Source organism: Streptomyces sp. NPDC111656 (genome assembly GCF_055656965.1).
In genome coordinates, this window is the sequence record NZ_JBVKCA010000006.1 from 333,401 (window position 1) to 359,822 (window position 26,422).

27 protein-coding genes and 5 tRNA genes are annotated in these 26,422 nt (G+C 71.6%); 21 read left to right on the forward strand and 11 right to left on the reverse strand.

Annotated elements, in window-relative coordinates:
• Positions 1-107 precede the first annotated feature (107 nt).
• The 3 genes from ACZ7M3_RS20470 (at position 108) to ACZ7M3_RS20480 (ending at position 2,440) form a co-directional block, all read left to right on the forward strand.
• Positions 108-1,310, forward strand: coding sequence for a glycerophosphodiester phosphodiesterase (locus ACZ7M3_RS20470; protein WP_472064968.1), 1,203 nt, complete (start codon positions 108-110; stop codon positions 1,308-1,310).
• A gap of 73 nt (positions 1,311-1,383) precedes the next feature.
• Positions 1,384-1,890, forward strand: coding sequence for a sigma-70 family RNA polymerase sigma factor (locus tag ACZ7M3_RS20475; protein ID WP_351309829.1), 507 nt, complete (start codon positions 1,384-1,386; stop codon positions 1,888-1,890).
• Positions 1,891-1,936: 46 nt separating this feature from the next.
• A complete protein-coding gene (locus ACZ7M3_RS20480) occupies positions 1,937-2,440 on the forward strand; it encodes a GNAT family N-acetyltransferase (RefSeq protein WP_095855737.1) in 504 nt (167 codons plus the stop codon).
• A gap of 63 nt (positions 2,441-2,503) precedes the next feature.
• On the opposite strand, the gene ACZ7M3_RS20485 is transcribed toward ACZ7M3_RS20480, so the two are convergent.
• Positions 2,504-2,878, reverse strand: a complete 375-nt coding sequence (locus tag ACZ7M3_RS20485) for a hypothetical protein (RefSeq protein WP_097288849.1) — start codon at positions 2,876-2,878, stop codon at positions 2,504-2,506.
• 109 nt (positions 2,879-2,987) lie between these two features.
• Positions 2,988-3,347 carry a hypothetical protein gene (locus ACZ7M3_RS20490; RefSeq protein WP_095855739.1) on the reverse strand — a complete coding sequence of 120 codons (360 nt, stop codon included), beginning with the start codon at positions 3,345-3,347 and terminating at the stop codon, positions 2,988-2,990.
• Positions 3,348-3,416: 69 nt separating this feature from the next.
• Here ACZ7M3_RS20490 and ACZ7M3_RS20495 point away from each other — a divergent pair, with 69 nt between their 5' ends.
• The 9 genes from ACZ7M3_RS20495 to ACZ7M3_RS20535 all read left to right on the forward strand — a co-directional run bounded on the left by ACZ7M3_RS20495 (position 3,417) and on the right by ACZ7M3_RS20535 (position 15,827).
• The gene (locus tag ACZ7M3_RS20495; protein ID WP_472064970.1) at positions 3,417-4,064 is read left to right on the forward strand and encodes an HAD family hydrolase; all 648 of its coding nucleotides are present in this window, start codon (positions 3,417-3,419) and stop codon (positions 4,062-4,064) included.
• 373 nt (positions 4,065-4,437) lie between these two features.
• On the forward strand, positions 4,438-5,481 hold the full coding sequence (locus ACZ7M3_RS20500; protein WP_472064972.1) for a methionine ABC transporter ATP-binding protein: 1,044 nt from the start codon (positions 4,438-4,440) through the stop codon (positions 5,479-5,481).
• Positions 5,478-6,215 (forward strand): methionine ABC transporter permease, encoded by a 738-nt coding sequence (locus tag ACZ7M3_RS20505; protein ID WP_470051267.1) that lies wholly within the window; start codon positions 5,478-5,480, stop codon positions 6,213-6,215. Before ACZ7M3_RS20500 ends, ACZ7M3_RS20505 begins: the two co-directional genes overlap by 4 nt.
• 98 nt (positions 6,216-6,313) lie before the next feature.
• A complete protein-coding gene (locus ACZ7M3_RS20510) occupies positions 6,314-7,144 on the forward strand; it encodes a MetQ/NlpA family ABC transporter substrate-binding protein (RefSeq protein ID WP_352047941.1) in 831 nt (276 codons plus the stop codon).
• 164 nt (positions 7,145-7,308) lie between these two features.
• Entirely contained in the window at positions 7,309-7,947 is a 639-nt protein-coding gene (locus ACZ7M3_RS20515) for a GNAT family N-acetyltransferase (RefSeq protein ID WP_075027597.1), read from the forward strand.
• A gap of 176 nt (positions 7,948-8,123) precedes the next feature.
• Positions 8,124-9,335, forward strand: a complete 1,212-nt coding sequence (cbiE, locus tag ACZ7M3_RS20520; RefSeq protein ID WP_472064974.1) for a precorrin-6y C5,15-methyltransferase (decarboxylating) subunit CbiE — start codon at positions 8,124-8,126, stop codon at positions 9,333-9,335.
• Positions 9,336-9,680: 345 nt separating this feature from the next.
• On the forward strand, positions 9,681-13,499 hold the full coding sequence (gene cobT, locus ACZ7M3_RS20525; protein WP_472064976.1) for a nicotinate-nucleotide--dimethylbenzimidazole phosphoribosyltransferase: 3,819 nt from the start codon (positions 9,681-9,683) through the stop codon (positions 13,497-13,499).
• 200 nt (positions 13,500-13,699) lie between these two features.
• The gene (gene cobA, locus ACZ7M3_RS20530; RefSeq protein WP_450429764.1) at positions 13,700-14,944 is read left to right on the forward strand and encodes a uroporphyrinogen-III C-methyltransferase; all 1,245 of its coding nucleotides are present in this window, start codon (positions 13,700-13,702) and stop codon (positions 14,942-14,944) included.
• A 64-nt stretch (positions 14,945-15,008) separates the two neighbouring features.
• Positions 15,009-15,827, forward strand: coding sequence for a TrmH family RNA methyltransferase (locus ACZ7M3_RS20535; protein ID WP_060902351.1), 819 nt, complete (start codon positions 15,009-15,011; stop codon positions 15,825-15,827).
• Positions 15,828-15,944: 117 nt separating this feature from the next.
• Here ACZ7M3_RS20535 and ACZ7M3_RS20540 read toward each other — a convergent pair whose 3' ends face one another.
• Complete coding sequence (locus ACZ7M3_RS20540) at positions 15,945-17,267, reverse strand: serine/threonine-protein kinase (RefSeq protein WP_472064978.1); 1,323 nt, start codon at positions 17,265-17,267, stop codon at positions 15,945-15,947.
• Positions 17,268-17,463: 196 nt separating this feature from the next.
• Here ACZ7M3_RS20540 and ACZ7M3_RS20545 point away from each other — a divergent pair, with 196 nt between their 5' ends.
• The 4 genes from ACZ7M3_RS20545 (at position 17,464) to ACZ7M3_RS20560 (ending at position 19,831) form a co-directional block, all read left to right on the forward strand.
• Complete coding sequence (locus tag ACZ7M3_RS20545) at positions 17,464-17,739, forward strand: hypothetical protein (protein ID WP_060902353.1); 276 nt, start codon at positions 17,464-17,466, stop codon at positions 17,737-17,739.
• A gap of 199 nt (positions 17,740-17,938) precedes the next feature.
• Positions 17,939-18,145, forward strand: coding sequence for a hypothetical protein (locus tag ACZ7M3_RS20550; RefSeq protein WP_054230606.1), 207 nt, complete (start codon positions 17,939-17,941; stop codon positions 18,143-18,145).
• A 370-nt stretch (positions 18,146-18,515) separates the two neighbouring features.
• Complete coding sequence (locus ACZ7M3_RS20555) at positions 18,516-19,454, forward strand: aminoglycoside phosphotransferase family protein (RefSeq protein ID WP_472064979.1); 939 nt, start codon at positions 18,516-18,518, stop codon at positions 19,452-19,454.
• A 74-nt stretch (positions 19,455-19,528) separates the two neighbouring features.
• The gene (locus ACZ7M3_RS20560; protein ID WP_095855748.1) at positions 19,529-19,831 is read left to right on the forward strand and encodes a TFIIB-type zinc ribbon-containing protein; all 303 of its coding nucleotides are present in this window, start codon (positions 19,529-19,531) and stop codon (positions 19,829-19,831) included.
• A gap of 67 nt (positions 19,832-19,898) precedes the next feature.
• On the opposite strand, the gene ACZ7M3_RS20565 is transcribed toward ACZ7M3_RS20560, so the two are convergent.
• The 5 genes from ACZ7M3_RS20565 to ACZ7M3_RS20585 all read right to left on the reverse strand — a co-directional run bounded on the left by ACZ7M3_RS20565 (position 19,899) and on the right by ACZ7M3_RS20585 (position 20,376).
• Positions 19,899-19,973 (reverse strand) — tRNA-Val (locus ACZ7M3_RS20565).
• Positions 19,974-20,011: 38 nt separating this feature from the next.
• Positions 20,012-20,083, reverse strand: a tRNA-Val gene (locus tag ACZ7M3_RS20570).
• 34 nt (positions 20,084-20,117) lie between these two features.
• A tRNA-Val gene (locus tag ACZ7M3_RS20575) sits at positions 20,118-20,189 on the reverse strand.
• A 1-nt stretch (position 20,190) separates the two neighbouring features.
• Positions 20,191-20,264 (reverse strand) — tRNA-Cys (locus tag ACZ7M3_RS20580).
• A gap of 39 nt (positions 20,265-20,303) precedes the next feature.
• Positions 20,304-20,376 (reverse strand) — tRNA-Gly (locus tag ACZ7M3_RS20585).
• Between the two features lie 156 nt (positions 20,377-20,532).
• On the opposite strand from ACZ7M3_RS20585, the gene ACZ7M3_RS20590 reads away from it, so the two are divergent.
• The 3 genes from ACZ7M3_RS20590 to ACZ7M3_RS20600 all read left to right on the forward strand — a co-directional run bounded on the left by ACZ7M3_RS20590 (position 20,533) and on the right by ACZ7M3_RS20600 (position 23,315).
• Positions 20,533-21,582 (forward strand): chorismate-binding protein, encoded by a 1,050-nt coding sequence (locus ACZ7M3_RS20590; protein ID WP_472064981.1) that lies wholly within the window; start codon positions 20,533-20,535, stop codon positions 21,580-21,582.
• Between the two features lies 1 nt (position 21,583).
• Positions 21,584-22,405: an aminotransferase class IV gene (locus tag ACZ7M3_RS20595; protein WP_472064983.1), complete on the forward strand. Its 822-nt coding sequence runs from the start codon at positions 21,584-21,586 to the stop codon at positions 22,403-22,405.
• 85 nt (positions 22,406-22,490) lie between these two features.
• The gene (locus ACZ7M3_RS20600; RefSeq protein WP_472064985.1) at positions 22,491-23,315 is read left to right on the forward strand and encodes a GNAT family N-acetyltransferase; all 825 of its coding nucleotides are present in this window, start codon (positions 22,491-22,493) and stop codon (positions 23,313-23,315) included.
• Positions 23,316-23,336: 21 nt separating this feature from the next.
• On the opposite strand, the gene ACZ7M3_RS20605 is transcribed toward ACZ7M3_RS20600, so the two are convergent.
• Positions 23,337-23,855, reverse strand: coding sequence for a DsbA family protein (locus tag ACZ7M3_RS20605; RefSeq protein WP_472064987.1), 519 nt, complete (start codon positions 23,853-23,855; stop codon positions 23,337-23,339).
• A gap of 171 nt (positions 23,856-24,026) precedes the next feature.
• On the opposite strand from ACZ7M3_RS20605, the gene ACZ7M3_RS20610 reads away from it, so the two are divergent.
• Together ACZ7M3_RS20610 and ACZ7M3_RS20615 are read left to right on the forward strand one after the other, a co-directional pair.
• On the forward strand, positions 24,027-24,473 hold the full coding sequence (locus ACZ7M3_RS20610) for a hypothetical protein (protein ID WP_097283920.1): 447 nt from the start codon (positions 24,027-24,029) through the stop codon (positions 24,471-24,473).
• A 144-nt stretch (positions 24,474-24,617) separates the two neighbouring features.
• Complete coding sequence (locus tag ACZ7M3_RS20615) at positions 24,618-24,770, forward strand: hypothetical protein (RefSeq protein ID WP_168490065.1); 153 nt, start codon at positions 24,618-24,620, stop codon at positions 24,768-24,770.
• A 67-nt stretch (positions 24,771-24,837) separates the two neighbouring features.
• On the opposite strand, the gene ACZ7M3_RS20620 is transcribed toward ACZ7M3_RS20615, so the two are convergent.
• The gene (locus tag ACZ7M3_RS20620; RefSeq protein ID WP_351308686.1) at positions 24,838-25,395 is read right to left on the reverse strand and encodes a CGNR zinc finger domain-containing protein; all 558 of its coding nucleotides are present in this window, start codon (positions 25,393-25,395) and stop codon (positions 24,838-24,840) included.
• A 556-nt stretch (positions 25,396-25,951) separates the two neighbouring features.
• A complete protein-coding gene (locus ACZ7M3_RS20625; RefSeq protein ID WP_003959770.1) occupies positions 25,952-26,365 on the reverse strand; it encodes an SsgA family sporulation/cell division regulator in 414 nt (137 codons plus the stop codon).
• Between the last annotated feature and the right edge of the window lie 57 nt (positions 26,366-26,422).

Sequence of the window (26,422 nt, forward strand, 5' to 3'; positions counted from 1 at the left end):
CGAGTGGCACCCACGTGTTCCGCCGCAGGTCTCCCTCCCGTCATGGAAGGGAACCTACGATCGACCCGCTTTGACAGGTGCGGGGCGGTATGGCGGGAGGAGCGCTCATGGGGACGCAGGGGACGACGCAGGGGACACCGGAGTCGCGGGAGCCGAACGGGCAGGACCGGGGCACCGCGCGACGCGCGCTGCTCGGGGCCGCGGTGCTCGGCGCGGGCGGAGCGGTCCTCGGTCTGCCGAGTGCGGCGAGAGCCGACGAGCGGCACGGGAGCGGCGGGCGCGGCGGCTACAAGAGCCTGCCGAAGCCGACCGTCATCGGGCACCGGGGCGCCAGCGGCTACCGGCCCGAGCACACCTTCGGCTCGTACCAGCTGGCCCTCGACATGGGCGCCGACGTCGTCGAGGCCGGTGACCTGGTGCCCACCAAGGACGGCCACCTCGTCTGCCGGCACGAGCCGGAGATCGGCGGCACCACCGACGTGTCGGCGCACCCCGAGTTCGCCGACCGCAAGACCACCAAGACCCTCGACGGCATCCCCACCACGGGTTGGTTCACCGAGGACTTCACCCTCGCCGAGCTGAAGACCCTGCGGGCCGTCGAGCGCATCCCCGCCAACCGCCCGCACAACACGCTCTACAACGGCCGCTGGGAGATCCCCACCTTCGAAGAGGTGCTCCACTGGCAGGACGAGCAGACCCGCAAGCGCGGCAAGCAGGTCTGGATCTACCCCGAGACCAAGCACCCCACCTACTTCCGCGCGCTGGGCCTCGGCCTGGAGGAGCGCCTCGCCAAGGTGCTGCGCAAGCACGGCAAGGACAAGAAGAACTCGCCGGTCATCATCCAGTCCTTCGAGCCGACCAGCATCCAGCGCCTCGACAAGCTGGTCGACAACCCGCTCGTCGTGCTGCTCTCCGCCGTGAGTACCCGCCCCTGGGACTTCGTCACGACGGGCGACCCGCGCACCGTCGCCGACCTCGTCAAGCCCGAGGGCCTGAAGTGGATCGCCTCGTACGCCCAGGGCATCGGTCCCACGCTCGACCTGGTCATTCCCAAGGACGCGAACGGCGCCCTCACCACGCCGACCACGCTGGTCGCCGACGCGCACCGGGCGGGCCTGATCCTGCACCCGTACACGATGCGCAACGAGAACACCTTCCTGCCCGCGAACTTCCGGCAGGGCACCGACCCGAACGCCTACGGCGACGCCTTCGGCGCCTTCAAGACCTACTTCGCCACCGGCATCGACGGCGTCTTCTCGGACAACGCGGACACCGCGCTGCTCGCCCGCGAGGACTTCGTCAACGGATGATCCACTCACCCCGATGGGGTGACAGTCCCCCGCCCCGGCAACCCTGTGCCGGGGCGGCGGCGTCCCGCCGCATATGACCCACGAGATGGTTGCCACCCTGCGTCCGCTGCTCGCCGCCGAGGCCTCGGCGGAAGGCTTTGCGTCCGGGACCGAACCGAGCGACCTCGAACAGGCCGTCTGGCTGCGCCTCCTGGAGCGCCTCGACTCGGACGGGCCGCCCGTCGACCCGCAGAGCTGGTTGCGCCGCGCCGTGCGCTCCGAGGTCCGCCGCACCCGCCGTACGGCCCGGCACGAACGGCCGTACGTCCGCGAACCCGCCGACGAGAGCGGGCCGGACCCCGAACAGCAGGTGATGACCGCCGACAGCCGGCGCGCGCTGCACGACGCGGTCCGGCGGCTGCCGGGCCGCTGCCCCAGCCTGATGGCGGCACTGCTGTCCCCGAAGGACCTCACCTATCGGGAGATCGCAGGCGAGTTGGGTATCTCACAGGGCAGTCTGGGTCCGGAACGTTCCAGATGCCTGGGATGTCTGCGTCGATTGCTCTCTCCGGTGGTTGCGGCCCGCGCACCACGGGGATAGGAGTGGGGGACGACCGGTGGAACAGGTGAGCGGGAGGCATGCACACATGGGCATGAGCGTGACCATCTCGGCGGCGACCGAGCAGGACGCAGAGCAGATCCTCAAGCTGCAGTACCTCTGCTACCAGAGCGAGGCCGAGCTGTACGGGGACTACGGCATCGAGCCGCTCACGCAGCCGCTCGACTCCCTCAGGGCGGAGTTGGCGGACGGTACGGTCCTGGTGGCCAGGCTGGGCGAAGAGGTGGTGGCCTCGGTCCGCGGGGCCGTGGACCCGGACGGCACGGCCCGCATCAACAAGCTCATCGTCCATCCGCGCATGCAGCGCCACGGCCTGGGCGGGCGGCTGCTCGCCGCGATCGAGGCCAAGCTCGCGACGGACGGCGCGGCCAAGTCCTTCCAGCTCTTCACCGGCCACCGCAGCGACCGCAACCTGCGGATGTACCGCAAGCACGGCTACGCGCAGGTCTCGACGGAGCGCGTCGACGAGCGGCTCACCCTGGTGACCCTGCAGAAGGGCGCCGACACGGGCGCGTTCGTGACCAGCGCCTGACCAACGCCCGCGTTCCGGGCCCGAGCCACGGCCGCGGGCCCGAGCCACGGCCGCGGGCCCGAGCTACGCCGACCGGTCGGCCGTACGCGCCTTGCGCAACCAGTACATGGCCGACAGCGGCAGCAGCACCGGGATGAACAGATAGCCGATCCCGTAGTCCGACCACACGGTGGCGTCGGGGAAGGCGGACGGCTCGACCAGCGTCCAGGTCCCGACGGTCAGCACGCCCACGAGCTCGGCGGCGCAGCACACCAGCGCCGCCCTGCGGGCCGTTTCGCCGCCGCGCACGAGTGAGTACGTGATGAAGCCGTAGACGAGGCCCGCGACCGCCGACAGCGAGTAGGCGAGCGGGGCCTTGTCGAACTCCGTCGAGATCTGGACGGCGGAGCGTGACACGGCGCCGACGACCATCACGCCGTACAGCCAGAGCAGCAGCATGCCGGGGCCGCTGATCAGCCGGGTGCGCTTCTTCTCCGGACCGTCCTGGCTCTCCCGGCCCTCCTGATTCCCCTGAGGTGCGGTCCCGTTCTCCTCCGTGGCCGTCATCTCAGCCTCCCCAGATGTCATAGAGCCGCACCTCCAGTACGGCGAGGACGACACCGCCGGCCGCCACCGTGATCGATCCCCAGCGGGTGCGCTCCGCCAGCGACATGAAGCCCGCGGCCGGAATGCACGCGAAGGCACCGAGCAGATACGCCACGAAGATCGTCGTGCCCTGGTCGGGCTTCTCGCCGCGCGCCAGCTGGACGATTCCGACGACCAACTGGATCACGGCGAGCAGGGTCACCACGGCCATGCCGATGAAGTGCCAGTCCTTGGTGGGCTGATCACGGTAGGCGGCCCAGCCGCACCAGGCGGCGAGCCCGAGCGCGGCGACGGCCGTCGCGACCGTCAGGGCATCAAGCATGCCGTGACCCTATTACGGGCCAAAAGGCCCGACGCCCTCGCCCCCGGGCTGCCCCGTAGGGTCGAGGGCATGAAGATCCACGCTGATGCCCTGCTGTTCGACAACGACGGGACGCTCGTCTCCTCTCTCGAGTCGGTGAACCGGTGCTGGACACGATGGGCGCGCGAGTACGGGATCACCGCGGAGGACTTCGCCCGGATCGAACTGCACGGCCGCCCCGCCGTCGAGATAGCCGCCGACCTGCTGCCCGCCGACCTCGTCCCCGAGGCGCTCGCGCGCATCGAACTGCTGGAGGTCGAGGACGTCCCCGGCGGCGTCCTACTGCTCCCCGGCACCGCGGCGTTCCTCGACTCGCTGCCGGCCGACCGCTGGGCCGTCGTCACCTCCGCCACCCGGCGACTGGCCGAGGCCCGGCTCGCCGAGGCGGGTATCCGGCCCAAGACGCTGATCTCCGCCGACGACATCACCCGCGGCAAGCCCGACCCCGAGCCCTACCTCCTCGCCGCCCGTGAACTGGGCGTCGACCCCGCCGGCTGCGTCGTCTTCGAGGACGCCCCGGCGGGCCTGCAGGCAGGCCGCGCCGCCGGGATGACCACCGTGGCGTTGGCCACAACCCACGAGGCGTCCGAGCTGGACGCGGACCTCGTGGTGAAGGACCTCTCGGCCCTGTCCGCACTGGTCACCGACGGGGGAGTGGAGATCTCCACCCGTGGCTGAGATGTGTCCACCGCTGTCCGCGATGCGGACAGCGGTTCTGGGTCCCGCCTGTACGTCTGCTTTACTTGATCCCATGACCACGACGAGCAGCCGCATCCTTGCGACCGAGGCGACCATGACGCCCGGTGCTCGTTGTATGTGTCGAATGTGCGCCTTCTAGAGGGCCCCCGCACCACCGCCCCGTCTCGCGCCCCGAAGCGAGACCGCCGCGCCCTGTCCGTACCCCGTACGTGAGCGGCGCTGCCCCGCGCGCATGTTCTCCCCGGATTCATCCGGTTCCATCGCCACCGCGAGAACCGTGTCGCGTTCCCGACCGAATGCACCCGTGCCGGCGCACACCCGCGCCCCGCACTCGACAGTGACGGAAACCCCAGTGATCACGACAACGGGCCTCACGAAAATCTATCGGGCTCACCGCTCTCGCGGCCGTGAAGTGACCGCCCTCGACGGCGTCGATCTGCACGTCCGCGAAGGCGAGGTGTTCGGCGTCATCGGCCAGTCCGGCGCCGGCAAGTCCTCCCTCGTCCGCTGCGTCAACCTCCTGGAGCGTCCCACCGCCGGCACGGTCACCGTCGCCGGACAGGACCTCACCGCGCTCGTCGGCCGCGGCCCGCGCGCGGGCAAGGAACTCCGCCAGGCGCGCAGCCGTATCGGCATGGTCTTCCAGCACTTCAACCTGCTGTCCTCGCGCACCGTGCAGGACAACGTCGAGCTGCCGCTCGAAATCCTTGGCCTGTCGGGGAAGGAACGATCCTCCAAGGCACTCGGGCTGCTCGACCTGGTCGGTCTCTCCGACAAGGCCAAGGCCTACCCGGCCCAGCTCTCCGGCGGCCAGAAGCAGCGCGTCGGCATCGCACGCGCCCTGGCCGGCGACCCCAAGGTGCTGCTCTCCGACGAGGCCACCAGTGCCCTCGACCCCGAGACCACCCGCTCCATCCTCCAGCTGCTGCGCGACCTGAACCGGCAGCTGGGCCTGACCGTCCTGCTCATCACCCACGAGATGGACGTCGTCAAGACGATCTGCGACTCGGCCGCGCTCATGGAGAAGGGCCGCATCGTCGAGTCCGGCACCGTCAGCGAGCTGCTCGCGACCCCCGGTTCCGAACTCGCCGGGGCGCTCTTCCCGGTGAGCGGCGAACCGTCCGGCGACGACCGCACCGTCATCGACGTCACCTTCCACGGCGAGGCCGCCACCCAGCCCGTCATCTCGCAGCTCTCGCGCACGTACAACATCGACATCTCGATCCTCGGCGCCGCGATGGACACCGTCGCCGGCAAGCAGGTCGGCCGGATGCGCATCGAACTGCCCGGCCGCTACGAGGAGAACGTCGTGCCGATCGGATTCCTGCGCGAGCAGGGCCTGCAGATCGACATCCAGGGCCAGCAGCCCGTGCTCGTGAAGGACGGTGCCAGGTGACCTGGTCGGAGATGCAGCCCCTGCTGTCCCAGGCGTGTTGGGACACGCTCTACATGGTCGGCTGGTCCACGCTGATCGCGGTTGTCGGCGGTCTGCCGCTCGGCGTTCTGCTCGTCCTGACCGACCGCGGCGGACTCCTGCAGAACGTCGTCGTGAACAAGGTCATCGGGCAGGTCGTGAACATCGCCCGCTCGCTGCCGTTCATCATCCTGATGGTCGCGCTGATGAACTTCACGCGCACGATCACGGGTACGACCATCGGACGCGAGGCGGCGATCGTGCCGCTCGCCGTCGGCGCGATCCCCTTCTTCGCGCGCCTGGTCGAGACGGCGGTCCGCGAAGTGGACGGCGGTCTCGTCGAGGCCGTGCAGTCGATGGGCGGCAACACCTGGACCGTCGTGCGCAAGGTGCTCGTACCGGAGTCGCTGCCGTCGCTGATCTCCTCCGCGACCACCACGATCGTCGCCCTCATCGGCTACTCCGCGATGGCCGGCACCGTCGGCGCCGGCGGGCTCGGCGACATCGCCATCCGCTACGGCTACCAGCGCTTCGAGACCGGACTGATGTGGATCACCGTGGCGATCCTCGCGGTCGTCATCTCCCTCATCCAGTTCGCCGGCGACTACGCGGCCCGCACCCTGCACCGGCGCGGCGGCCACTCCGCCGCCGCCCCGAAGCTGCGGCTGCTGAAGGCCAAGGAGCCCGCCACCGCGGAGGTCGGCAAGGTCGCCTGACCGCCCGAACACCCCCTCCGGTTCTCGCCCCCCACCCGCAGATTTCCCCGTAACCACCCACCACGGGGTCGTTCCACCCTTCAGGAAAGGCACTTTTCGTGCGTAACACCGCCAAGATCACCACCGCAGTCCTCGCCGCCGGAGCCCTCACCCTCGGCCTCTCCGCCTGTGGCTCGGACAAGAGCAGCAGCGCCTCCGACACCAGCGGTCCGCTGGTCGTCGCCGCGAGCCCCACCCCGCACGCCGAGATCCTCGACTACATCAAGGACAACCTGGCCAAGAAGGCCGGCCTCGACCTGCAGGTCAAGGAGTTCACGGACTACGTCACGCCGAACACGGCGACCGAGGACGGGTCCGTCGGCGCCAACTACTTCCAGAACCAGCCGTACCTCGACGACTTCAACAAGAAGAACGGCACCCACATCGTGCCCGTCGTCACGGTCCACCTGGAACCGCTCGGTCTCTACTCCCACAAGATCAAGAAGACCGACGAGCTCAAGAGCGGTGCGACGGTCGCCGTCCCGAACGACACGGTCAACGAGGCACGGGCGCTCAAGCTGCTCGCCTCCAAGGGGCTCATCACGCTCAAGGACGGCGCGGGCAACAGCGCGACCACGCAGGACATCGCGAAGAACCCGAAGAACCTCAAGTTCAAGGAGCTGGAGGCGGCCCAGACCCCGCGCTCCCTGGACGACGTCGACGCCGCGGTGATCAACGGCAACTACGCCATCTCGTCCGGCCTCAAGCCGGCCAAGGAAGCGCTCTTCCTGGAGTCCGCGACGAACAACCCCTACGGCAACTTCCTCGCCGTCAAGAAGGGCAACGAGAGCGACCCGCGGGTGAAGAAGCTCGCCAAGCTCCTGACCTCGCCCGAGGTCAAGAAGTTCATCGAGGACAAGTACGCCGGTTCCGTCATCCCGTCGTTCTAGTTCCGGTCATCCCGTCGTTCTCCTCGGGTCACCGTACGGGGTCCACTCCATCACTCGGAGTGGACCCCGTGGTGCAGTTCGGTGGCCTCATGCTGCATGCTGGGCAGTTCAGCGGGCCCGAAGGATCCGAGGGCCCGACGTCCCCGACGGTTACGGAGCGGCGCATGACCAGCACCTTCCCCGACATCTCCATCAGCACGGAGCGGTTGGTCCTGCGTGCGCTCGACGAGGACGACGTCCCCTCCCTGGCCGCGATGATGAACGACGAGCAGGTCGGGGCCTGGACCGACGTGCCCCAGCCCTACACCGAGGACGCGGCCCGTACCTGGATCACCGAGTACGCGCCCACCGAACGCACCGCGGGCCGGGGACTCGACCTCGCCGTCACCGAGTTCCTCACCCAGCGCCTGGTCGGCATCGTGCAACTCGCCAAGACCAACTGGCATGTGCGCTCCACCGAACTGTCGTACGTCATCGCCCCCTGGGCCCGCGGCGAGGGCTACGCCTCCGAGGCGGCGCTCGCCACCGCCCAATGGCTCTTCCGCGACCAGAAGTTCGAGCGCATCGAACTGCGCACGGCGGCCGACAACACCGCCTCCCAGCAGGTCGCCCAGAAGATCGGCTGCATCAGCGAGGGCGTCCTGCGCAACGCCTGTATAGCGCACACCCGCACCGAGGACGGCCGCTGGGTGGACCTGCGCACCGACTTCATCGTCTGGAGCCTCCTCCCGGAGGACCTCGACGGAGTCGGCGACCAGCTCGCCGACACGGGTGGTTTCACGTCGTTCTCCGACTGGAACTGAACCGGCGGGATTCCCCGCGCCGAATCCGGGGGGACGTCCCGCACCGCGCCGGGAAGAACCGCTCCCACCCGGCAGCGACCTGTGCGCCCGCACCCAGCAAGACCAGGTACCCTCACGGAGCCCGCCCGCGGGCTGCCCACCGACGACCTGCGAAAACCTTCTGGAGACTGACGACGATGGCCGACCGGGTCACGGTGATCGGCTGGGACGGCTCGCCCTTGACCGCCGCGGCGCGCTCCGCCCTCGGCGCGGCCACCCTGGTGGCCGGAGCGGCGCACCACCTGGCGCTCCCCGAGGTACCCCGGGCCGCCGAACGCATCCGCCTCGGCAGCGTCTCCCTCGCCGCCCGCCGCATCGCGGGCCACCGCGGCAGCGCCGTCGTCCTCGCCGACGGCGACCCCGGCTTCTTCGGAGTCGTACGCACCCTGCGTGCCCCCGAGTTCGGCCTGGAGGTCGAAGTCGTGCCCGCCGTCTCCTCGGTCGCCGCGGCCTTCGCCCGCGCCGGCATGCCCTGGGACGACGCACAGGTGGTCGTGGCGCACCGCCGCACCCTGCGCCGCGCGGTGAACGTCTGCCGCGCCCACACCAAGGTCGCCGTCCTCACCTCGCCCGGCGCCGGCCCCGCCGAACTCGGCCTGCTCCTCGAAGGAGTCCACCGCACCTTCGTCATCTGCGAGGAACTCGGCACCGCGAGCGAGCGGGTCACCATCCTCACCTCCGACAAGGCCGCCGACCACACCTGGCGCGACCCCAACGTCGTCATCGTCATCGGCGGTTTCGTGGCCGCGGCCGAGGACGGCGGCTGGATCGCCGGACGCGACCCGGGCGCCGGACCGCGCGGCTGGGCGCTGCCCGCCCAGGCGTACGGCGGCGCACTGGGCGAAGGCGAAACGGATCTGCTGCGCGCCGCCCAACTCGCCCGGCTGGGCCCGCGCGTCGGAGACCTCGTGTGGGACATCGGCTCCGGCAGCGGCGCCTTCGCCACCGAGGCGGCGCGCACCGGCGCGGCGGTCATCGCCGTCGACCGCAACCCCGGCTCCTGCGCCCGCACCGAGGACTCCGCGCGCCGCTACGGCGTCCAGATGCAGATCGTGCACGGCACCGCGCCGCACATCCTGGAGAACCTCCCCGAACCCGATGTCGTACGCGTCGGCGGCGGGGGAGTGCAGGTCGTCTCGGCCGTCGCCGACCGCCGTCCGCAGCGCATCGTGACGCACGCGGCGACCCGCGACGCGGCCGAACTCGTGGGACGTGATCTCAGCGAGCACGGATATCAGGTCGAATGCGCCCTCATTCAGTCCGTCGAACTCGACACAAGAGCCTGGACGGAGACCGAGCGGAGCGTCGCGTTCCTGCTCACAGGCCGTCTGCCCGATCGCAACCCGTGATCCTGTTGTCGTATTGCGCGCGGTAGGCTGGCCGATCGTTGTACCGCTCCAGGGCGATCGGCCTTTCGTAGGCCAATGTCCGGAAAACGCGCCCGTTTTGAGGCGTGTGTGGTACGGCAGAACCTGAGGACGCGCAACGTGGCGCAGTCCACAGCGGGCCGTCGCGGATCAAGCTGTCGCGAGGGTCGGACGACCGGGACAATGCCCGTTAATGGCTTTGTCGTCTTTGTTTGCCGGTCGTTCGTGCCGCTGGGCACGCACGCTCGTTCTTCACTGCGGGGCGGTCGGTGCGCCGTTCCGGGCGAGCAGGACTTGGAAGCACTAACCGATGGGCGAGGGGTACGCATGACCGACACCGGCCAGGTCCCGGGCGAGGGACTGCCGGAGAACGCAGGCATGGTGGAGCAGCCGGGCGTCTCCGCCCCGGGCGCGTACACCTTCCTCGACCCCTCCGAGAACCCCGCCGAGGACGACGACCTGCTTCTCATGCCGGGCGCACAGGGAGCGTGGGGCAACGAGGTGGCCTCGCCGCCCCCGCAGCCCCTCGTCGAGGAGCAGCCTCTCGTCCATGAGCCGGGTCCGCACGAGACGGCCGGCCGGGACAGCGGTTCGCTCGACCTCAGTGGCGTCCGCGTACCCGGCCTCGCGGCCGCCCCGCAACCGACGGCGCCGCGCCGTCCGCTGCACCTCGGGCCGCCGACTCCCGACGGCTCCGCGAGTCCGGTGCGCTCGCTCGCCGACCGCGGCCCCGCCGCCGCGCCCCTGGCCACCCCGATGAACCCCGTGACTCCGCCAACTCCGGTACGGCACGCGGGTCCCCCGACGACCGGTCCCGAGTACCTCGACGTATCGCAGCTCTCCGAGATCCCGCCGCAGGGCGCGGTGCCGTGGGGAGCGCCGTCGGTGGGTCCCGAGGGGACGGCAGCAGAAACGGTCGTCCCGTCGGCCGTCCAGGGCCCCGAGGCCGGAGCGGTCGTCGAGGCGCCGACGCTGCCGGAGGCGGCGCCGGTCGCGGAGGCCGCCGAGCCCGCGGAATTCGCCCCGGTTCCCCAGGCCGCGGAAGCGGTCGAGGAGGTCGAGGCCCAGGGATTCGCGCAGGTGCCCCAGGCTCCGGAGACCGCCCACATGCCCGAGGCGTCGGAGGGTCACTTCGTCCAGCAGGCGGTGGAGGTCGCGCCGAGCCCCGAGACCGGGCCGAGCTTTGAGGCCGAGTCCAGTTTCGAGGTGGCGCCGAGCTTCGAGGTGGCGCCGGGCCCTGAGGCCGAGCCGAGCCTTGAGGCGGCGGTGGGCCTTGAGGCCGCGCCCGCGCCGGACGGTTTCCCGGCCCCCGAGGACCCGACGGCCACCGCCGCTTCGACACCCTTCCCGGTCGCCCAGGGCCTCCCGCACCTGGCCCCGACCGCGGAGGACACCGCCGGGCACCTCGCCGACACCCCGGCGCAGGTTTCCGAGGCGGGGGAGCCCTCGGCGACCGAGCAGGTGCTCGAGCCCGCGCAGGACCCGCGGTCGACGCCCGCGGCCGAGCCGCACGTCACCGAACAGGCCCCCCAACTCGCGGACCAGGCCAGCCACCTCGCCGAGCCCGTCGCCCACGCGGTGGACCAGGCGCCCCGGTTCCCGGCTCAGGCCGCTCGGTTCCCGGAGGCGGGTGCCCACGCTCCGGAACCCGTGGTCCAGTTGGCGGACACCGGCGCGGAGCCGGCGTCCCTCGTGGAGGCCCCGCAGCCCGAGTTCGCCCCGGAACCCCTCGTGGTGTCCGCCGCCCACGCCGCCGCCGAGGCCCAGGCCCAGGTGGCGCACGTAGCGGACGACTCGTACGGACAGGCACTCCCCGGCGTCGAGGCCTTCCCGGTCCAGGCCGCGCAGTTCGCGGCCCCCGCGGAGGCCCATGCCGCGTTCGCGGAGGCCGGTGCCGGTGTGCCGGTCGGCGTCGCCGCCCACGCTCAGGCGCCGCACGCGGCCACGCACCAGTCGCACGGCGAGCACCGCCCCGGCGACACGGCAGGCGCACCCGGATTCCAGGGCGCCCCCCTGGAATCCGCCGCGGACCAGTCTCTCGGCCGGTTCGTGCCCGTCGAGGGCACGGTGCCGACGACCCCGCACCTGGCCCCGACCCCGCCGCACGCCATGACCGTGCCGCCGCTGCCCACGGAGGAGCGACCCCCGGCCGAAGAGCCCCCAGCGGTGGCGGTGGAGAGCCAGGAGGCTCACCTCGCCCCTCTCGCCGAGGCGGAGCCCCCCATCGAGGCGCAGCCCGTCGCCCCGGTTCCCGCGCCCCGCGAGGCCGAAGCCGAGACACCCCCCGTACCGGAGCCGTTCGAGGCGGACCCGGAGCCCGTAGTAGTCGCACAGCAAGCGGACGACCTGGACACCCAGGTCGCCGACCAGGAAGAGAGCACGGCCGCAGTGGAAGACGTACGAGAGTCCACCGGCCCCGCGGCCCCCGGCTACGACGACGCCGAGCGCGAGGCCGTACTGCGCGTGATGCGCGAGCGCCGCGACATCCGCAACGGCTTCCGCAGCGACCCGATCCCGCACGACGTGCTGCTGCGGGTCCTCGAGGCCGCGCACACCGCGCCGTCCGTGGGCCACTCCCAGCCCTGGGACTTCGTCGTCATCCGCTCCGCCGAGACCCGGCGCACGATGCACGAACTGGCCGCCCGTCAGCGCGAGGCGTACGCCAAGTCGCTGCCCAAGGGACGCGCCAAGCAGTTCAAGGAACTGAAGATCGAGGCCATCCTCGACACTCCGGTGAACATCGTCGTCACCGCCGACCCGACCCGCGGCGGCCGTCACACCCTGGGCCGTCACACCCAGCCCCAGATGGCCCCGTACTCCTCCGCGCTCGCGGTCCAGAACCTGTGGCTCGCGGCCCGCGCCGAGGGCCTCGGCGTCGGCTGGGTCAGCTTCTTCGACGAGCGTGAGATGGTCCGCGCCCTCGGCCTGCCCGAGCACCTGGACGTGGTGGCGTACCTCTGCGTCGGCTATGTCGACGAGTTCCCCGAGGAGCCGGAGCTGATGCAGGCCGGCTGGTCCAAGCGCCGCCCGCTGTCCTGGGTCGTGCACGAGGAGACGTACGGCCGTCGCGCGCTGCCCGGTGAGGAGCCGCACGACCTGCTCGCCGAGACGGTCTCCAACATCCGCCCGCTGGACGCCAAGGCGCTCGGTGAGGCGTGGGAGCGCCAGAAGCGGATGACCAAGCCCGCGGGCGCGCTCGGCATGCTGGAGATCATCTCCGCGCAGCTGTCCGGCCTGTCCCGGATGTGCCCGCCGCCGATCCCGGAGCCCGCCGCCGTCGCGATCTTCGCGGGCGACCACGGTGTGCACGCCCAGGGCGTCACCCCCTGGCCGCAGGAGGTCACCGGCCAGATGGTGGCCAACTTCCTGGGCGGCGGCGCGGTCTGCAACGCCTTCGCGAACCAGGTGGGTGCCGAGGTCTGCGTCATCGACGTGGGTGTCGCCTCCGACCTCCCCGCGACCCCGGGTCTCCTCCCGCGCAAGGTCCGCGCGGGCACCGCCGACATGACGACCGGGCCCGCGATGACCCGCGAAGAGGTCACGGCCGCCATCGAGGTGGGCATCGAGACGGCCCGCGACCTCGTGGCGGCCGGCAACAAGGCCCTGCTGACCGGCGAGATGGGCATCGCCAACACCACGGCGTCGGCGGCCCTGATCTCCGTCTTCACGGACACCGACCCGTCCGAGGTGACGGGCCGCGGCACCGGCATCAACGACGAGACCCTCGCCCGCAAGACCGAGGTCGTGCGCCGCGCCATCGAACTCCACCAGCCGGACCCGGCCGACCCCATCGGGGTCCTCGCCGCGATCGGCGGCCTCGAACACGCCGCCATGGTCGGCCTGCTCCTCGGCGGCGCCTCCCTGCGTACGCCGGTGATCCTGGACGGCGTCAGCGCCGGCGCCGCCGCCCTCGTGGCCCGCGCCATCGCCCCCGAGGTGCTCGCGGCCTGCATCGCGGGTCACCGCAGCGCCGAGCCCGGCCACGTCGCCGCCCTGAACAAGCTGGGCCTGCGCCCCCTGGTCGACCTGGACCTGCGCCTCGGCGAGGGCACAGGCGCCCTGTTGGCGCTGCCGGTGGTCCAGAGCGCGGCGAGGGCGATGCACGAGGTGGCGACGTTCGACTCCGCAGGGGTCACCGAGAAGTAGACCGACGACGCACCCGCTCGCGCGGGGGTTCGGGGGCGCAGCCCCCACGCGGCGGAGCCGCACCGTGTCACTGCCGGGACGGGGCGGGCTTGGGGAAGGAGCCCCTCCCGCCCCCGCCGTATCGTGGACCCGCACCCAAAACAGCACGTCAAGGCCGCCCCAGCCGAGCGCAGCGGCCCCGTACGAGGAGCCGCACCGCCATGGCCGAAAACCCCGCCTACCCCGTAGGCCTCCGCCTCACCGGTCGCCGTGTAGTCGTCCTCGGCGGCGGCCAGGTCGCCCAGCGCCGCCTCCCGGCGCTCATCGCGGCAGGCGCGGACATCCACCTCGTGTCACCCGAGGCCACCCCCTCCGTCGAGGCGATGGCGGACGCGGGCGAGATCGCCTGGACGAAGCGCCCGTACGAGGACGGCGACCTCGCCGACGCCTGGTACGCCCTGATCGCGACCAGTGACCGGCAGGCGAACGCGGACGCCTCCGCCGAGGCGGAGCGCCACCGCGTCTGGTGCGTCCGCTCCGACGACGCCGACGCGGCGACCGCCTGGACCCCGGCCACAGGGCACAGTGAGGGCGTCACGGTCGCCGTCCTCACCACGAACGCCAAGGGCCGCGACCCGCGCCACACCGCCGCGATCCGCGACGCGGTGGTCGAGGGACTGCGCGACGGGACCCTCGTGGCGCCCCACCACCGCACCCGCACCCCGGGTGTCGCCCTGGTCGGCGGCGGCCCCGGCGACCCCGACCTGATCACGGTCCGCGGCCGGCGACTGCTCGCCGAGGCCGACGTGGTCATCGCCGACCGCCTGGGCCCGCGCGACCTGCTCGCCGAACTCCCGCCGCACGTCGAGGTGATCGACGCGGCGAAGATCCCCTACGGCCGGTACATGGCCCAGGAGGCCATCAACAACGCGCTCATCGAGCACGCGAAGCAGGGCAAGTCGGTCGTCCGGCTCAAGGGCGGTGACCCGTTCGTCTTCGGCCGCGGCATGGAGGAGGCCCAGGCGCTCGCCGAGGCGGGCATCGCCTGCACGGTCGTCCCCGGCATCTCCAGTTCGATCTCGGTGCCGGGTGCGGCCGGTATCCCGGTCACCCACCGGGGTGTCGCACATGAGTTCACCGTGGTCAGTGGTCATGTCGCCCCCGACGACGAGCGATCCCTCGTCGACTGGCCGGCCCTCGCCCGGCTGCGCGGCACGCTCGTCGTCCTCATGGGCGTCGACAAGATCGGCCGGATCGCCGAGACCCTGACCGCGCACGGCAAGCCGGCCGACACCCCGGTCGCCCTGGTCCAGGAAGGCACGACCGCCGCACAGCGCCGCGTCGACGCGACCCTGGCCACGGTCGCCGAGACCGTACGCGCCGAGGACGTGAAGCCCCCGGCGGTGATCGTCATCGGCGAGGTCGTGAACGTGGGTGTGCGCAGCCCGCTGAACGCTTCCGAGTAACCACCGGTAACCCAACCCGTGCCCAGCCGTTGGCACCGCACTCAGGACAAGGCAGTATCACCCTGTGGCCGATCTCATCACCGTTGAGAACCCCGACGACCCGCGTCTGCGTGACTACACGGGCCTGACCGACGTGGAGCTGCGCCGCAAGCGCGAACCCGTCGAGGGCCTGTTCATCGCCGAGGGCGAGAAGGTCATCAGACGCGCCAAGGACGCCGGGTACGAGATGCGCTCGATGCTCCTGTCCGCCAAGTGGGTCGACGTCATGCGCGATGTCATCGACGAGCTCCCGGCCCCGGTGTACGCGGTCAGCCCGGAGCTCGCCGAACAGGTGACCGGCTACCACGTGCACCGCGGCGCGCTCGCGTCCATGCAACGCAAGCCGCTGCCGACGGCCGAGGAACTCCTGCGGTCCGCGCGCCGGGTGGTCGTCATGGAGGCGGTCAACGACCACACCAACATCGGCGCGATCTTCCGCTCCGCCGCGGCCCTCGGCATGGACGCGGTCCTGCTCTCCCCGGACTGCGCGGACCCGCTCTACCGCCGCTCCGTGAAGGTCTCGATGGGCGCGGTCTTCTCGGTCCCGTACGCCCGTCTCGAGACCTGGCCCAAGGGCCTGGAGACGGTCCGCGACGCCGGCTTCAACCTGCTCGCCCTCACCCCGGACGAGAAGGCGAGGTCCCTGGACGAGGCGGCCCCGCACCGGATGGACCGGGTCGCGCTGATGCTGGGCGCGGAGGGCGACGGCCTGTCCACGAAGGCCCTGATGGCGGCGGACGAATGGGTCCGCATCCCGATGGCCCACGGCGTCGACTCGCTCAACGTCGGCGCGGCGGCCGCGGTCGCCTTCTACGCGGTCGCAACGGGCCGCCCCCAGCTCTAGCCCGACTCCGAAGCGACCAGGACCCGGCCCCTAGGTCCTGTCGCTTGGATCAGGCCTGGGCCGCGGGGCACCGATCAAGCCCCGCCGCCCGAAACGACCTGATCCGAACGACCGGACCTAGAGCCTGTCCAGTCGGCTCCGGTGCTGCTGCTCGGCCAGCGGATCGCCGGGCGCCGGCGCGTACGACGACTGCCCCTGTCGTACGTCCTTGCGCGTGCCCCCGTCGTCCAGCCCGCGTGCCGGCCCCTGGCAGCCCTGCGCCGCCGCGATGCCCAGCGCGACGAGCAGCGTCACCACGACGAACACGAAGAGCCGCTGACGCAGCAGTCGCGGATTGGCCGGCCGCCGCCCGGTCCCCGTGGTCCGGGGGGCGGGACGCCCGGCGCCGCTGCGAGGCGCGGGCCTGCTGCCGGAGCGTCCGGTACCCCGGGCGGGCGCCGGTCGCGCACCCGACTGCGGCGGCCGTGAGCCCCCGTTGGTGCCGCCCGTGCGCGGCGGCGGTGTGCCCTGCGGGCGGCGCTGGGTGGGCTGCTCGGCGTACTGCTCGGCCAGGCGCCCCGTCGGCCGGTCGGGATCATTGCGCTGCGCGGGCGGGCGGACGTCCGCCATGCCCTGCGCCTCGCGGGCCGCGATCTCCTTGAGCCGCAGGGAGAGTTGGAGCGTGCTGGGGCGCTCCTCGGGGTCCTTGGCCAGACACGCGCGGACGAGCGGAGCCAACGCGTCCGGAACGCCGTGCAGCTGCGGTTCCTCGTGCACCACTCGGTACAGCATCACCTCGGAACTGCCGTGTCCGAAGGGGGAGTCGTTGGTCGCCGCGTACGCCAGCGTGGCGCCGAGCGCGAACACGTCGGTGGCCGGGGTGACGGCGGCGCCGCGCACCTGCTCGGGCGCGAGGAACCCGGGCGAGCCGACCGCCGTACCGACGTGCGTCAGGGTGCTCGCCCCCGTCGCCCAGGCGATGCCGAAGTCGATGATCCGCGGCCCCTTCGGGGACAGCAGGATGTTGGACGGCTTGAGGTCCCGGTGCACGACACCGGCCTCGTGCACGGCGACGAGCCCCTCGGAGAGCGCGGCCCCGACGGCGGCCACGTCGGCGGCCGACATCGGGCCCTCCTCGGCGACCTTGTCGTGCAGCGAGGGCCCCGGCACGTACTGCGTGGCGAACCAGGGCCGGTCCGCCTCGAGATCGGCGGCCACGAGCCGCGCCGTGCACCCGCCCCTGATCCGCCGGGCCGCCGAGACCTCGCGGGCGAACCGTGACCGGAACTCCTGATCCTCCGCCAGATCCGGTCGGATCACCTTCAGCGCGACCCGCTGACCACGGCGGTCGGAGCCCAGGTAGACCACGCCCATTCCACCCGCGCCGAGCCGCCTGTGAAGCCTGAACGAGCCGACGACACGCGGGTCCTCGCGCCTCAGGCGCATCATCGCCATGTCCATCCCCGCTGCCCGGTCCGTTTGACGAGCCACAGCTTACGTTTCCGCGGCCGGGTGCGCGCAGAGGCCGCGCCCTCACGGCCCGATCGATTGTCAGTGCCGGGTGGGAAACTTGAAAGACGGTCAGGGAATGTGAGAACAGGGCTGCTTTGGGCTGCCCTTGATCCCAACCGTCCATCGCAGAAGGGGGATTGAACCTGTGAAGGGTGATCGCGTGGAGATAGTCGTGGACGCCGGGGACACGACGCGTACGTACGAGGTGGTGGCGAGCAGGGCGGGTCGCAGAGTGGAGACCGCGGTGCGCCGGGGGGTGGTGGAAGTGAGCGAAGTCACCCGAAGCGGATCAGTGGTGCGCACCGCCCGCTTCATGGCGACCCGGGTGCTGGCGCTGGTCGAGCAGCCGGTGCCGAGGGAGGACAGCTCGGAACAGTCCGGGCACACCGGACGCCCCCTCCGGGAAGACCCTGAGACCTAGGTCCTCATCTCCACCCAGGGGAGTACACCGCAGGTCATCGCTCATCCTCCGGGAGGCCCGGCAATCGGTACGAGGGCATGACGACCGATCGCCGCCGCGCCCATAGATTTGAGGTCAAGCGGCGGGTGCAGCACTCGTCCCCCGAGGTCAGACACCCGCCGCTGCCAAACCACATAGATGCTCGGTCAGGAGAGGGACCATGGCCCACACGGCACCGCGGACGGCGATCCGCACAGGACGCAAGGCGTACAGCGCCGCGTTCCGCCCGCGTCGTCAGGGTCAGCGCCACCCCTTGGTGGCGACAGCGATGGTCCTTCCTCTGGCGGCCCTGCTCGTAGTCGTCTTCGGCGGCTGGGACGCAGTGGTCACACAAGCGTCGTCCGTGGGCGTGATGCTGGGGCGCTGAGCGGCGTCCCAGGCCCGGAAGAGCGGTCCGGGCGGGGACATCCGGCCATGAAACCCCGTGGGGACGGGGGTGCGGCGGACGGCACAAATGCCCGCGCAGCTGGGGAGCTGCGCGGGCATTGTTCTGCCCTGACGCGGGGGCGGACCGGTTTCCCCGATCGCGGGCCGAGGCCGTTCAGGCCGATGGGGGGCCTGGGGCGCAGCCCCGGCCCCCCAGGGGCGCGGGGAACTGCGCGCCCAGCCCCCACCGACCCGCACCCGACGAACCCACGCGGGGCCTGGGGGCGGAGCCCCAGGCATGGGACGGTAGGGACCGCCGGGACGGAGAACGTACGCTCGCGAGGTACCGACCGCACACCCCAGGGGGCCCCGTGACCGCAGACGTGCTTCCCGCCCTGACCGCCGGGGCGCGCACCGCGGCCCACCCCGCCGACACCCCCTGCACACACCACGACTCCGTCCTGGCCGACCGCCACGACGGCACCGTCGTCCGCCACGGCGACACCGTGGCCAAGGCCCACGCCCCCGGCACGGACCCCGCCGAACTCTCCCGCCGTCTCGAGCTCGCCGCACACCCCGCCCTCACCGGCATCCTCCTCACCCCGCTCCGCCCGAAGCCCGTCGACCTCCACGGCCGCCTGGTCACCTTCTGGCCGTACGGCACCCCGGTCGACCCGCAGACCCCCGAGGCCGCTCCCTGGGAGGCCGCCGCGACCCTGCTGGCCCGCCTCCACCGGACCCCCGCGCCGGACGGCCTGCCACCCATGCGGGGCCCCGCCAAGGCGGCCCGGGCGATCGCCCGGATGCGGGCGGCTGGCCCGCATCCGGCCACCACCCCGGTACTGCGCGCCTGGGCGGCCCTGCCCGCCTGGGCCCGCGCCGAGGCCCCCATGCCGCCCGCGGGGACCCTCTGTCACGGAGACCTGCACCTCGGCCAGCTCGTCCGCCACCCCGCGCCGAACGGCTCCTGGCTCCTCATCGATGTGGACGACCTCGGCGTGGGCGTCCCGACCTGGGACCTGGCCCGCCCGGCCGCCTGGTACGCCTGCGGCCTGCTCCCGCCCGACGAGTGGACCCGCTTCCTGACCGCCTACCGACGTGCCGGCGGCCCGGCCGTGCCCGCCGACGGCGATTCCTGGCCCGCCCTGGACGTGGCGGCCCGCGCCCTCACCGTGCAGACCGCGGCCCTGGCGATCGCCAAGTCCGTGGGGGAGGAGCGCTCCTTGGACGAGGTGCAGCAGGCCGTGATCGACGCCTGTGACCGAATGGGAGCCGTCCCGCCCGAGTTGGCGCACGGCTCGACGGCGTAGGGTGCAACCGTTCGAGGCAGGACAGTGTCTGTCCTGGTGGAAGCGGTACCGAACGGCAAGGAGTTGAGCCGAGCATGCAGTGTCCGAAGTGCCATGCGCCGATGCACACGTACAACCGCAATGGCGTCCAGATCGAGCAGTGCAGCGGCTGCCGCGGGATATTTCTGGACTACGGCGAGCTGGAGGCGCTGACGCGCGTGGAGTCCCAGTGGTCGCAGCCCGCGCCGCCCCCGTCCGCCCCGCAGGCCTACCCCTCGGCGCCCGCGCCCGCGTGGGGCGCCCCGCAGCACGGCGGACACGGAGGCGGCCATGGCGGCGGTCACTACGGCGGTCACCACCGCCACAAGAGCTTCGGCCACATGCTCTTCTCCTCCTGAGCACGACCGGAGGAACGACCTGACACGACGAAGCCCCCGACCGTACGAGACGGCCGGGGGCTTCGGCTGGTGCGCGATACTGGGATTGAACCAGTGACCTCTTCCGTGTCAGGGAAGCGCTCTCCCGCTGAGCTAATCGCGCAGGTGAACCTGCAGATGGTGCGGGTGGTGCGTACTGCGTGCGCGATACTGGGATTGAACCAGTGACCTCTTCCGTGTCAGGGAAGCGCTCTCCCGCTGAGCTAATCGCGCGGGGATCCAGATGGATCGGGTCCTTGCGGACCAGTGGACGATACTGGGATTGAACCAGTGACCTCTTCCGTGTCAGGGAAGCGCTCTCCCGCTGAGCTAATCGTCCTTGGAGGTGGAGACGGGATTTGAACCCGTGTAGACGGCTTTGCAGGCCGTTGCCTCGCCTCTCGGCCACTCCACCAGGAGTGTGGGGGTTCGGGATGATCCCCCTCTTCCTGCGAGCGGACGACCAGGTTCGAACTGGCGACCTCAACCTTGGCAAGGTTGCGCTCTACCAACTGAGCTACGTCCGCGTGTCGTTTCCGTTCGGCTTGCGCGTCCCGGCGACGTGTTGAACTCTAGCGGATTCCCGGGCCAGCACAAAAACGCGTTTGCGCAGCGTGCTGCGGTCTGCCCGGCAAAGGACACGGTCAGGGCACCCGCAGGTCACCCGACCTAGACTCGACTGCGTGCTCGACCTCCCTCCTCTCGCCCGTTTCGGTGGCCTCGTCGCGACCGGTCTCCTCGACGTCACCAGCGACCCCGCGGCCCTGGACTCGGCCGGTTTCTGGGCCGTCGCGGCCGACTTCGAGGGCAGCCTGGTCTGCGCCCGCTTCGCCGACGTACGCACCGAACCCGTGCCCGCCCCCGTCCCCGGGCAGTGGCAGGGACCCACTCCCGGTGACTGGACGTCCTCCCTCGACCACGCCGCGTACACCGCCGGCGTACGCCGCATCCGCGCCCACATAGCCGCCGGCGAGGTCTACCAGGCCAACCTCTGCCGCGTCCTGTCCGCACCCCTCGCTCCCGACGCCGACATCGACGCCCTCACCGCGCTGCTGGCCCGCGGGAACCCCGCCCCCTACGCGGGAACGATCCGACTGCCCCGCCACGGCGTCGAGATCGCCACCGCCTCCCCCGAACTCTTCCTGCGCCGCACCGGCCCCGTCATCGAATCCGGTCCCATCAAGGGCACCGGACGCACCGAGGCCGACCTCCTCGACAAGGACCACGCCGAGAACGTCATGATCGTGGACCTCGTGCGCAACGACCTCGGCCGCGTCTGTGCCACCGGCACCGTCACCGTCCCCGATCTGTGCGTCGTCGAAAAGCACCCCGGGCTCGTCCACCTCGTCTCGACCGTCCGCGGCCACCTGCGCGCCGACACAGGCTGGCCCGAACTGCTGGCCGCAGCGTTCCCGCCCGGCTCCGTCACCGGCGCCCCCAAAACCAGCGCCCTGACCATCATCGAGGCCCTGGAGACCGCACCCCGCGGCCCCTACTGCGGCGGCATCGGCTGGGTCGACGCCGACCGCGGCACCGCACAGCTCGCCGTCGGCATCCGCACCTTCTGGACCGACCGCGCCGAAGGCGTCCTGCGTTTCGGCACGGGCGCCGGCATCACCTGGGGCTCCGACCCCGAAAGGGAATGGCAGGAGACCGAGCTGAAGGCCGCCAGGCTGCTCGGGGTAGCGTCGGGACAGTACGGAGACGCGTACGAAAGCGGAAGGACTCTCTGACGTGAAGATCTGGCTCGACGGCGGTCTGCAGGACATGGAGTCCGCCCGCGTCTCCGTCTTCGATCACGGACTGACCGTGGGCGACGGCATCTTCGAGACCGTGAAGGCGGTGGAGGGGCGGCCGTTCGCGTTGACCCGCCACCTCGACCGGCTGGTCCGCTCGGCGCGCGGCCTGGGGCTGCCCGCACCCGACCTCGACGAGGTGCGCCGCGCCTGCGTCGGCGTCCTGGACGCCAACCCGATGCCGCTCGGCCGACTGCGGATCACGTACACCGGTGGCTACGGCCCGCTCGGGTCCGACCGCGGCGAACACGGCCCGACCCTGCTCGTCGCCCTCGGCGAGTCCACCCGCCGCCCCGACTCCACCGCCGTGATCACGGTGCCCTGGACCCGTAACGAGCGCGGCGCCCTCACCGGCCTCAAGACCACCTCGTACGCCGAGAACGTCGTCGCTCTGGCCCGCGCGCGCGAACAGGGCGCGAGCGAGGCGCTGTTCGCCAACACGGTCGGGCAGCTGTGCGAGGGCACGGGGTCCAACGTCTTCGTCGTCCTCGACGGCGAGATCCACACCCCGCCCGTAGCCTCCGGCTGTCTCGCCGGCATCACGCGCGCGCTCGCCGTCGATTGGACCGGCGCCAGGGAGACCGATCTTCCGCTGGATGTCCTGGAGCATGCGGACGAGGTCTTCCTGACGTCCACGCTGCGGGACGTGCAGGGCGTGCACCGGGTCGACGGGCGCCAACTCCCGGGCGCGCCGGGCCCGGTGACCGCCAAGGCCATGCGGGTCTTCGAGGAGCGGGCCGGAAACGACCTCGACCCGTAGAGGTCGCGCGTGGCACGTCGGCACGCAAGAAGGACGACGGCAAAACAGGATGACGACGGGGCACGGGACGGGTAGAACACCCCTGATGACCACCACCCTGCGGCCGACCGAGCCGCTTCAGCGCGGAGCCGACGGGGCGCTGTCCCGCCGCTACAAGGTGTGCGTGAACAGTCGTCCCGTGGGCGGGATCCACCTCTCCACGCATCCGGAGTACGGCCCCACCGTGGCCCGAGTCGGGGAGCTGTACGTCGAGGAACCCGACCGTGGGCGGGGCCGGGGCACGGTGGCCGTGCTCGCGGCCGAGGAGGTGGCCCGCGGCTGGGGCTGCAAGCGCGTCGAGACGTCGGTGCCCGGGGACGCGGACCGTGTGCTCCGGCTTGCCACGACGCTCGGGTACGTCCTGAGCAACCGCGTCATGACGAAGCCCTTGGACGGCCCCGGCCCCGAACTGCCGGTCGGCAGTGTCGCCCGGCCCATGACCGAGGCCGAGTACGTGCCCTGGCTGGCGAAGGAGCGCGAGGGGTTCGCCGACTCGCAGATCGAGCGGGGCGTGCCCGAGGCCGAGGCGTACCGCAAGACGGACCAGGGGCTCGCCCGGTTCCTGCCGGACGGACTGGCCAGTGAGAACACCGTGCTCAGCGTCCTGGAACACGAGGGGACCCCGGTCGGCACGCTGTGGCTGGGCCTGTGGCCCGACGCGGCGTTCGTGCTCGGGGTCGAGACCGACCCCGAGCACCGGGGCCGCGGTCATGGGCGCACCGTGATGCTGCTGGCCGAGGCCCGGGCGGTGGACGGCGGGAAGGACCGCATCGGCCTCAACGTGTTCGCGGGGAACACCCCGGCGGAGAAGCTGTACGAGTCACTCGGCTATACGACGAGCGAGTACCACCTCTACAAGAACCTGCTCTGAACCACTTCGCGAGTACGAGGACTACGCGCCCTCGGCCAGCAGCCGGTCGGCGATCTCCTCGATGCGCTCGCGCAGGCCCTCCTGGCTCTTGCCGCCGTCGAGCCGCTCGCCGCCGATGACGTACGTCGGGGTGCCGGTCACGCCGATGGCCTTGCCCTCGGCCTGGTCGGCGTCGACGATCAGGATGTGCCGGCCGTCGATCAGGGCGGTGTCGAACTCCTCGGCGTCCAGACCGAGTTCGCGGGCCACCTCGATCAGGAAGGGCTCGCCCTTGCGGTCCAGTTCCTCGACACGGTCGAGGACCGCCTCGACGTACGGCCAGGACCGGCCCTGCTCCGTGGCCTCCTCGGCGGCCTGCGCGGCGGCGAAGGCGTGCTTGTGCTTCTCCAGCGGGAAGTGCCGCAGCCGCAGCTCCAGACGGTCGCCGTAGCGGGCGCGCAGCGCGCGCAGGTCGGCGAGGGCGCTGCGACAGTCGGGGCACTGGAGTTCGCACCAGACATCCAGGACGGCGGTGGCGCGGGTTGCGGAGGAGTCGTTCATGGCACCCAGTCTCCCAGCCCTGCCGACGGCGCCCCAACCGGGACCTGGGGAGGACCCCGACCCGGAGATGTCCCTGAGGTCCGCCCGGAGCATGGCATATCGGGCGTGGGGCGGTGCAGGATGGAAGGGACGAACCGACCCGCTCTGCCGAGCCCTGCCCTGGAGGACCGGATGATTGCCGAGACTGTCTGTTCCGCCGTCTCCGCGGCCGGCCTCGGCATCGCCGCGGTCACGGCCTACCGCAAGCGGTTCCTCTCCGCCGCCCGCATCGCCGCCTACTCGCTGGTGCCGGTCGGCCTGGTGATGACCGGAGTCGTCGGCTGGCTGGCCGACACCGCCTTCAGCCCCACCGCGTGGGCGGGCTTCGGTGTGCTGGGCGTGGCCTGGCTGCTGTTCATGACCACGCGGGCGGTCGAGCGGCGTGGCGGCGGGACCCGCAAGGAACGCAAGGCGGCCGCCCGGGCCGCCCAGCGGGAGGCGGTGGCCCCCGCGGCCTCGGCGCCCTCGCTGAGCCAGGGTTCCCGTCCGGCCGCCCGGCCCGCGACGACGCCTCGGGCCACGGGTTCCGACGACGACTTCAGCGACATCGAGGCCATCTTGAAGAAGCGCGGCATATGACGGACTGAAACGACACAGAGGATCATGGGAGAGCGCGGAAACGATCACGTTCGTGCCTGCTCATCGCGGATATTGGCGAACTCCCGGTCATTCCGGGCGTGTTGATCGCGGAGCGGGTCGTGGCTGCGTCATCATCGCCGCGAGATGCTGGACACAACACAGAGCGACACCGCCGCCCCTCCCGAGGAGCCGCGGGGTTGTCTCTACGCGCTTTCCCAGCCACCGCTGATGATCTTCCTTGCGGTGATCGGCTGTCTGCTGCTCATGGCTTCGCTGCACGACCTGCTGCTGCTCTGAGCCGTACACGGAGCCCCTGGCGTCACCCGCCGAGGGCTCCGTCAGCCCGCCGCGCGTCCAGCGTCCGTCAGCCCGCCGCTTCCTTGCGGCGCGCCCGGTACGCCGCCACGTGAAGCCGGTTTCCGCAGGTCCGGCTGTCGCAGTAGCGGCGCGAGCGGTTCCGGGAGAGATCCACGAAGGCGTGCCGGCAGTCCGGGGCCTCGCAGCGCCGCAGCCGGTCCTGCTCTCCGGCGACCACGAAGAACGCCAGTGCCATCCCGCAGTCGGCCGCGAGGTGGTCGGCGACGGAGGCACCCGGCGCGAAATAGTGCACGTGCCAGTCGTAGCCGTCGTGGTCGGTGAGCCGGGGAGTGGTGCCCGCGACGGCGACCAGCTCGTTGATGAGGCCCGCGGCGGTACGGGGGTCGTCGGCGGCGAAGACTCCGGCGAACCGGCCGCGGACCTCGCGTACGGCCGCGAGGTCCTGCTCCGACAGCACGCCGACATCACTGATCCCGTGTTTTCGTACGAAACCGTCGAGGGCCGCGACATCCGCGAGCCCGTCCGGCGTGTCGTTCTCCGCCGCGGTGTTCACCAGGTCCACCACGGCGTCGAGGGAGCGCCGGGTGTCGTGGGTGATGAGCACGTTTCGCTCCCTGGCCTGGGGGTCGGGCGGGCGCCCTCCGATGCTGGCCGATGGTAGTGGCTTCCTGGCGCGGGGGAGCGGGGGTGGTCGATGTGCACGCGGTGCGCCACGACTCCGGGCCAGTCCACGGGCGGGTCACGGGCCGGTTCACGGGCTACGAACCGCACTCTGGACACCTCCGAAACGGCCTCGGACCTGTCCGGGCCGGCGCTGAGCCCGGTGGGCCGCGTGAGTCCGCCGGGCGTGCCCCGCCCGGCCTGTCGGCCCTACCCAACCCGGCGCCCGCCCCGTGCCCCGGGCGCGGCGCCGTCATCGGCTCTCATCGGCTCTCGTCGGCGTCCCAGCCCGAGCAGGGCAGGAACGCCCGCCCCGGCCACGCGCGGCGGCGCTGGGGCCGTCGAGACCTGCCGTCGACCACGCGCACCGGCGCCGTCCCCGCGGGAGTCCGCGGCGACGGCGCCGGTGTTCGTGCCCTTGCGGTTGTGCCCATTGCAGATGTTTAGGCCCGAGCCGTCTCCCCGAGTGGACGGCGCCGGGCGGCTCTATGGGGGTCTCGTCAGCTCTCGGCCAGGATGTGTGAGAGCTCCGTGTCGAGATCGAAATGCCGGTGTTCCGTGCCGGGGGGCACGGCGGCGTCCGTTCGCTTCAGGAACGATTCCAGGGCCCGCGCCGGGGCTTCCAGCAGGGCCTCGCCCTCCGGGGAGCTCAGGGCGATGCATACGACGCCCTGGCCATGGCTCCGGGACGGCCAGACTCGGACGTCGCCGGTACCGGTGGGCCGATGCAGGCCCTCGGCGAGGAGGTCGCGGGCGAACACCCACTCGACGGTTTCCTCGGCTCCGGTGTGGAAGGTGGCGTGCACGGCGTAGGGATCGGCCGTGTCATACCGCAGTCCTGCGGGTACAGGCAGTGAGGACTCGCTCGACACAACGAGGCGCAGGTGCAGCTCGCAGCTGACCGTGGTGTTCATAAGCGCCAGGGCCTTTCGCTCAGTGTGCGCTCGGGGATTCGCACGTCGGCGAAATCG

Excerpts from the sequence above, each read along its gene's own strand:
- ACZ7M3_RS20470 (WP_472064968.1), top strand. The coding sequence starts at position 108 with ATGGGGACGCAGGGGACGACGCAGGGGACACCGGAGTCGCGGGAGCCG.
- ACZ7M3_RS20475 (WP_351309829.1), top strand. The coding sequence starts at position 1,384 with ATGACCCACGAGATGGTTGCCACCCTGCGTCCGCTGCTCGCCGCCGAG.
- ACZ7M3_RS20480 (WP_095855737.1), top strand. The coding sequence starts at position 1,937 with ATGGGCATGAGCGTGACCATCTCGGCGGCGACCGAGCAGGACGCAGAG.
- ACZ7M3_RS20485 (WP_097288849.1), bottom strand. The coding sequence starts at position 2,878 with ATGCTGCTGCTCTGGCTGTACGGCGTGATGGTCGTCGGCGCCGTGTCA.
- ACZ7M3_RS20490 (WP_095855739.1), bottom strand. The coding sequence starts at position 3,347 with ATGCTTGATGCCCTGACGGTCGCGACGGCCGTCGCCGCGCTCGGGCTC.
- ACZ7M3_RS20495 (WP_472064970.1), top strand. The coding sequence starts at position 3,417 with ATGAAGATCCACGCTGATGCCCTGCTGTTCGACAACGACGGGACGCTC.
- ACZ7M3_RS20515 (WP_075027597.1), top strand. The coding sequence starts at position 7,309 with ATGACCAGCACCTTCCCCGACATCTCCATCAGCACGGAGCGGTTGGTC.
- cbiE (WP_472064974.1), top strand. The coding sequence starts at position 8,124 with ATGGCCGACCGGGTCACGGTGATCGGCTGGGACGGCTCGCCCTTGACC.
- cobT (WP_472064976.1), top strand. The coding sequence starts at position 9,681 with ATGACCGACACCGGCCAGGTCCCGGGCGAGGGACTGCCGGAGAACGCA.
- cobA (WP_450429764.1), top strand. The coding sequence starts at position 13,700 with ATGGCCGAAAACCCCGCCTACCCCGTAGGCCTCCGCCTCACCGGTCGC.
- ACZ7M3_RS20540 (WP_472064978.1), bottom strand. The coding sequence starts at position 17,267 with ATGGACATGGCGATGATGCGCCTGAGGCGCGAGGACCCGCGTGTCGTC.
- ACZ7M3_RS20550 (WP_054230606.1), top strand. The coding sequence starts at position 17,939 with ATGGCCCACACGGCACCGCGGACGGCGATCCGCACAGGACGCAAGGCG.
- ACZ7M3_RS20560 (WP_095855748.1), top strand. The coding sequence starts at position 19,529 with ATGCAGTGTCCGAAGTGCCATGCGCCGATGCACACGTACAACCGCAAT.
- ACZ7M3_RS20600 (WP_472064985.1), top strand. The coding sequence starts at position 22,491 with ATGACCACCACCCTGCGGCCGACCGAGCCGCTTCAGCGCGGAGCCGAC.
- ACZ7M3_RS20605 (WP_472064987.1), bottom strand. The coding sequence starts at position 23,855 with ATGAACGACTCCTCCGCAACCCGCGCCACCGCCGTCCTGGATGTCTGG.
- ACZ7M3_RS20610 (WP_097283920.1), top strand. The coding sequence starts at position 24,027 with ATGATTGCCGAGACTGTCTGTTCCGCCGTCTCCGCGGCCGGCCTCGGC.
- ACZ7M3_RS20615 (WP_168490065.1), top strand. The coding sequence starts at position 24,618 with ATGCTGGACACAACACAGAGCGACACCGCCGCCCCTCCCGAGGAGCCG.
- ACZ7M3_RS20625 (WP_003959770.1), bottom strand. The coding sequence starts at position 26,365 with ATGAACACCACGGTCAGCTGCGAGCTGCACCTGCGCCTCGTTGTGTCG.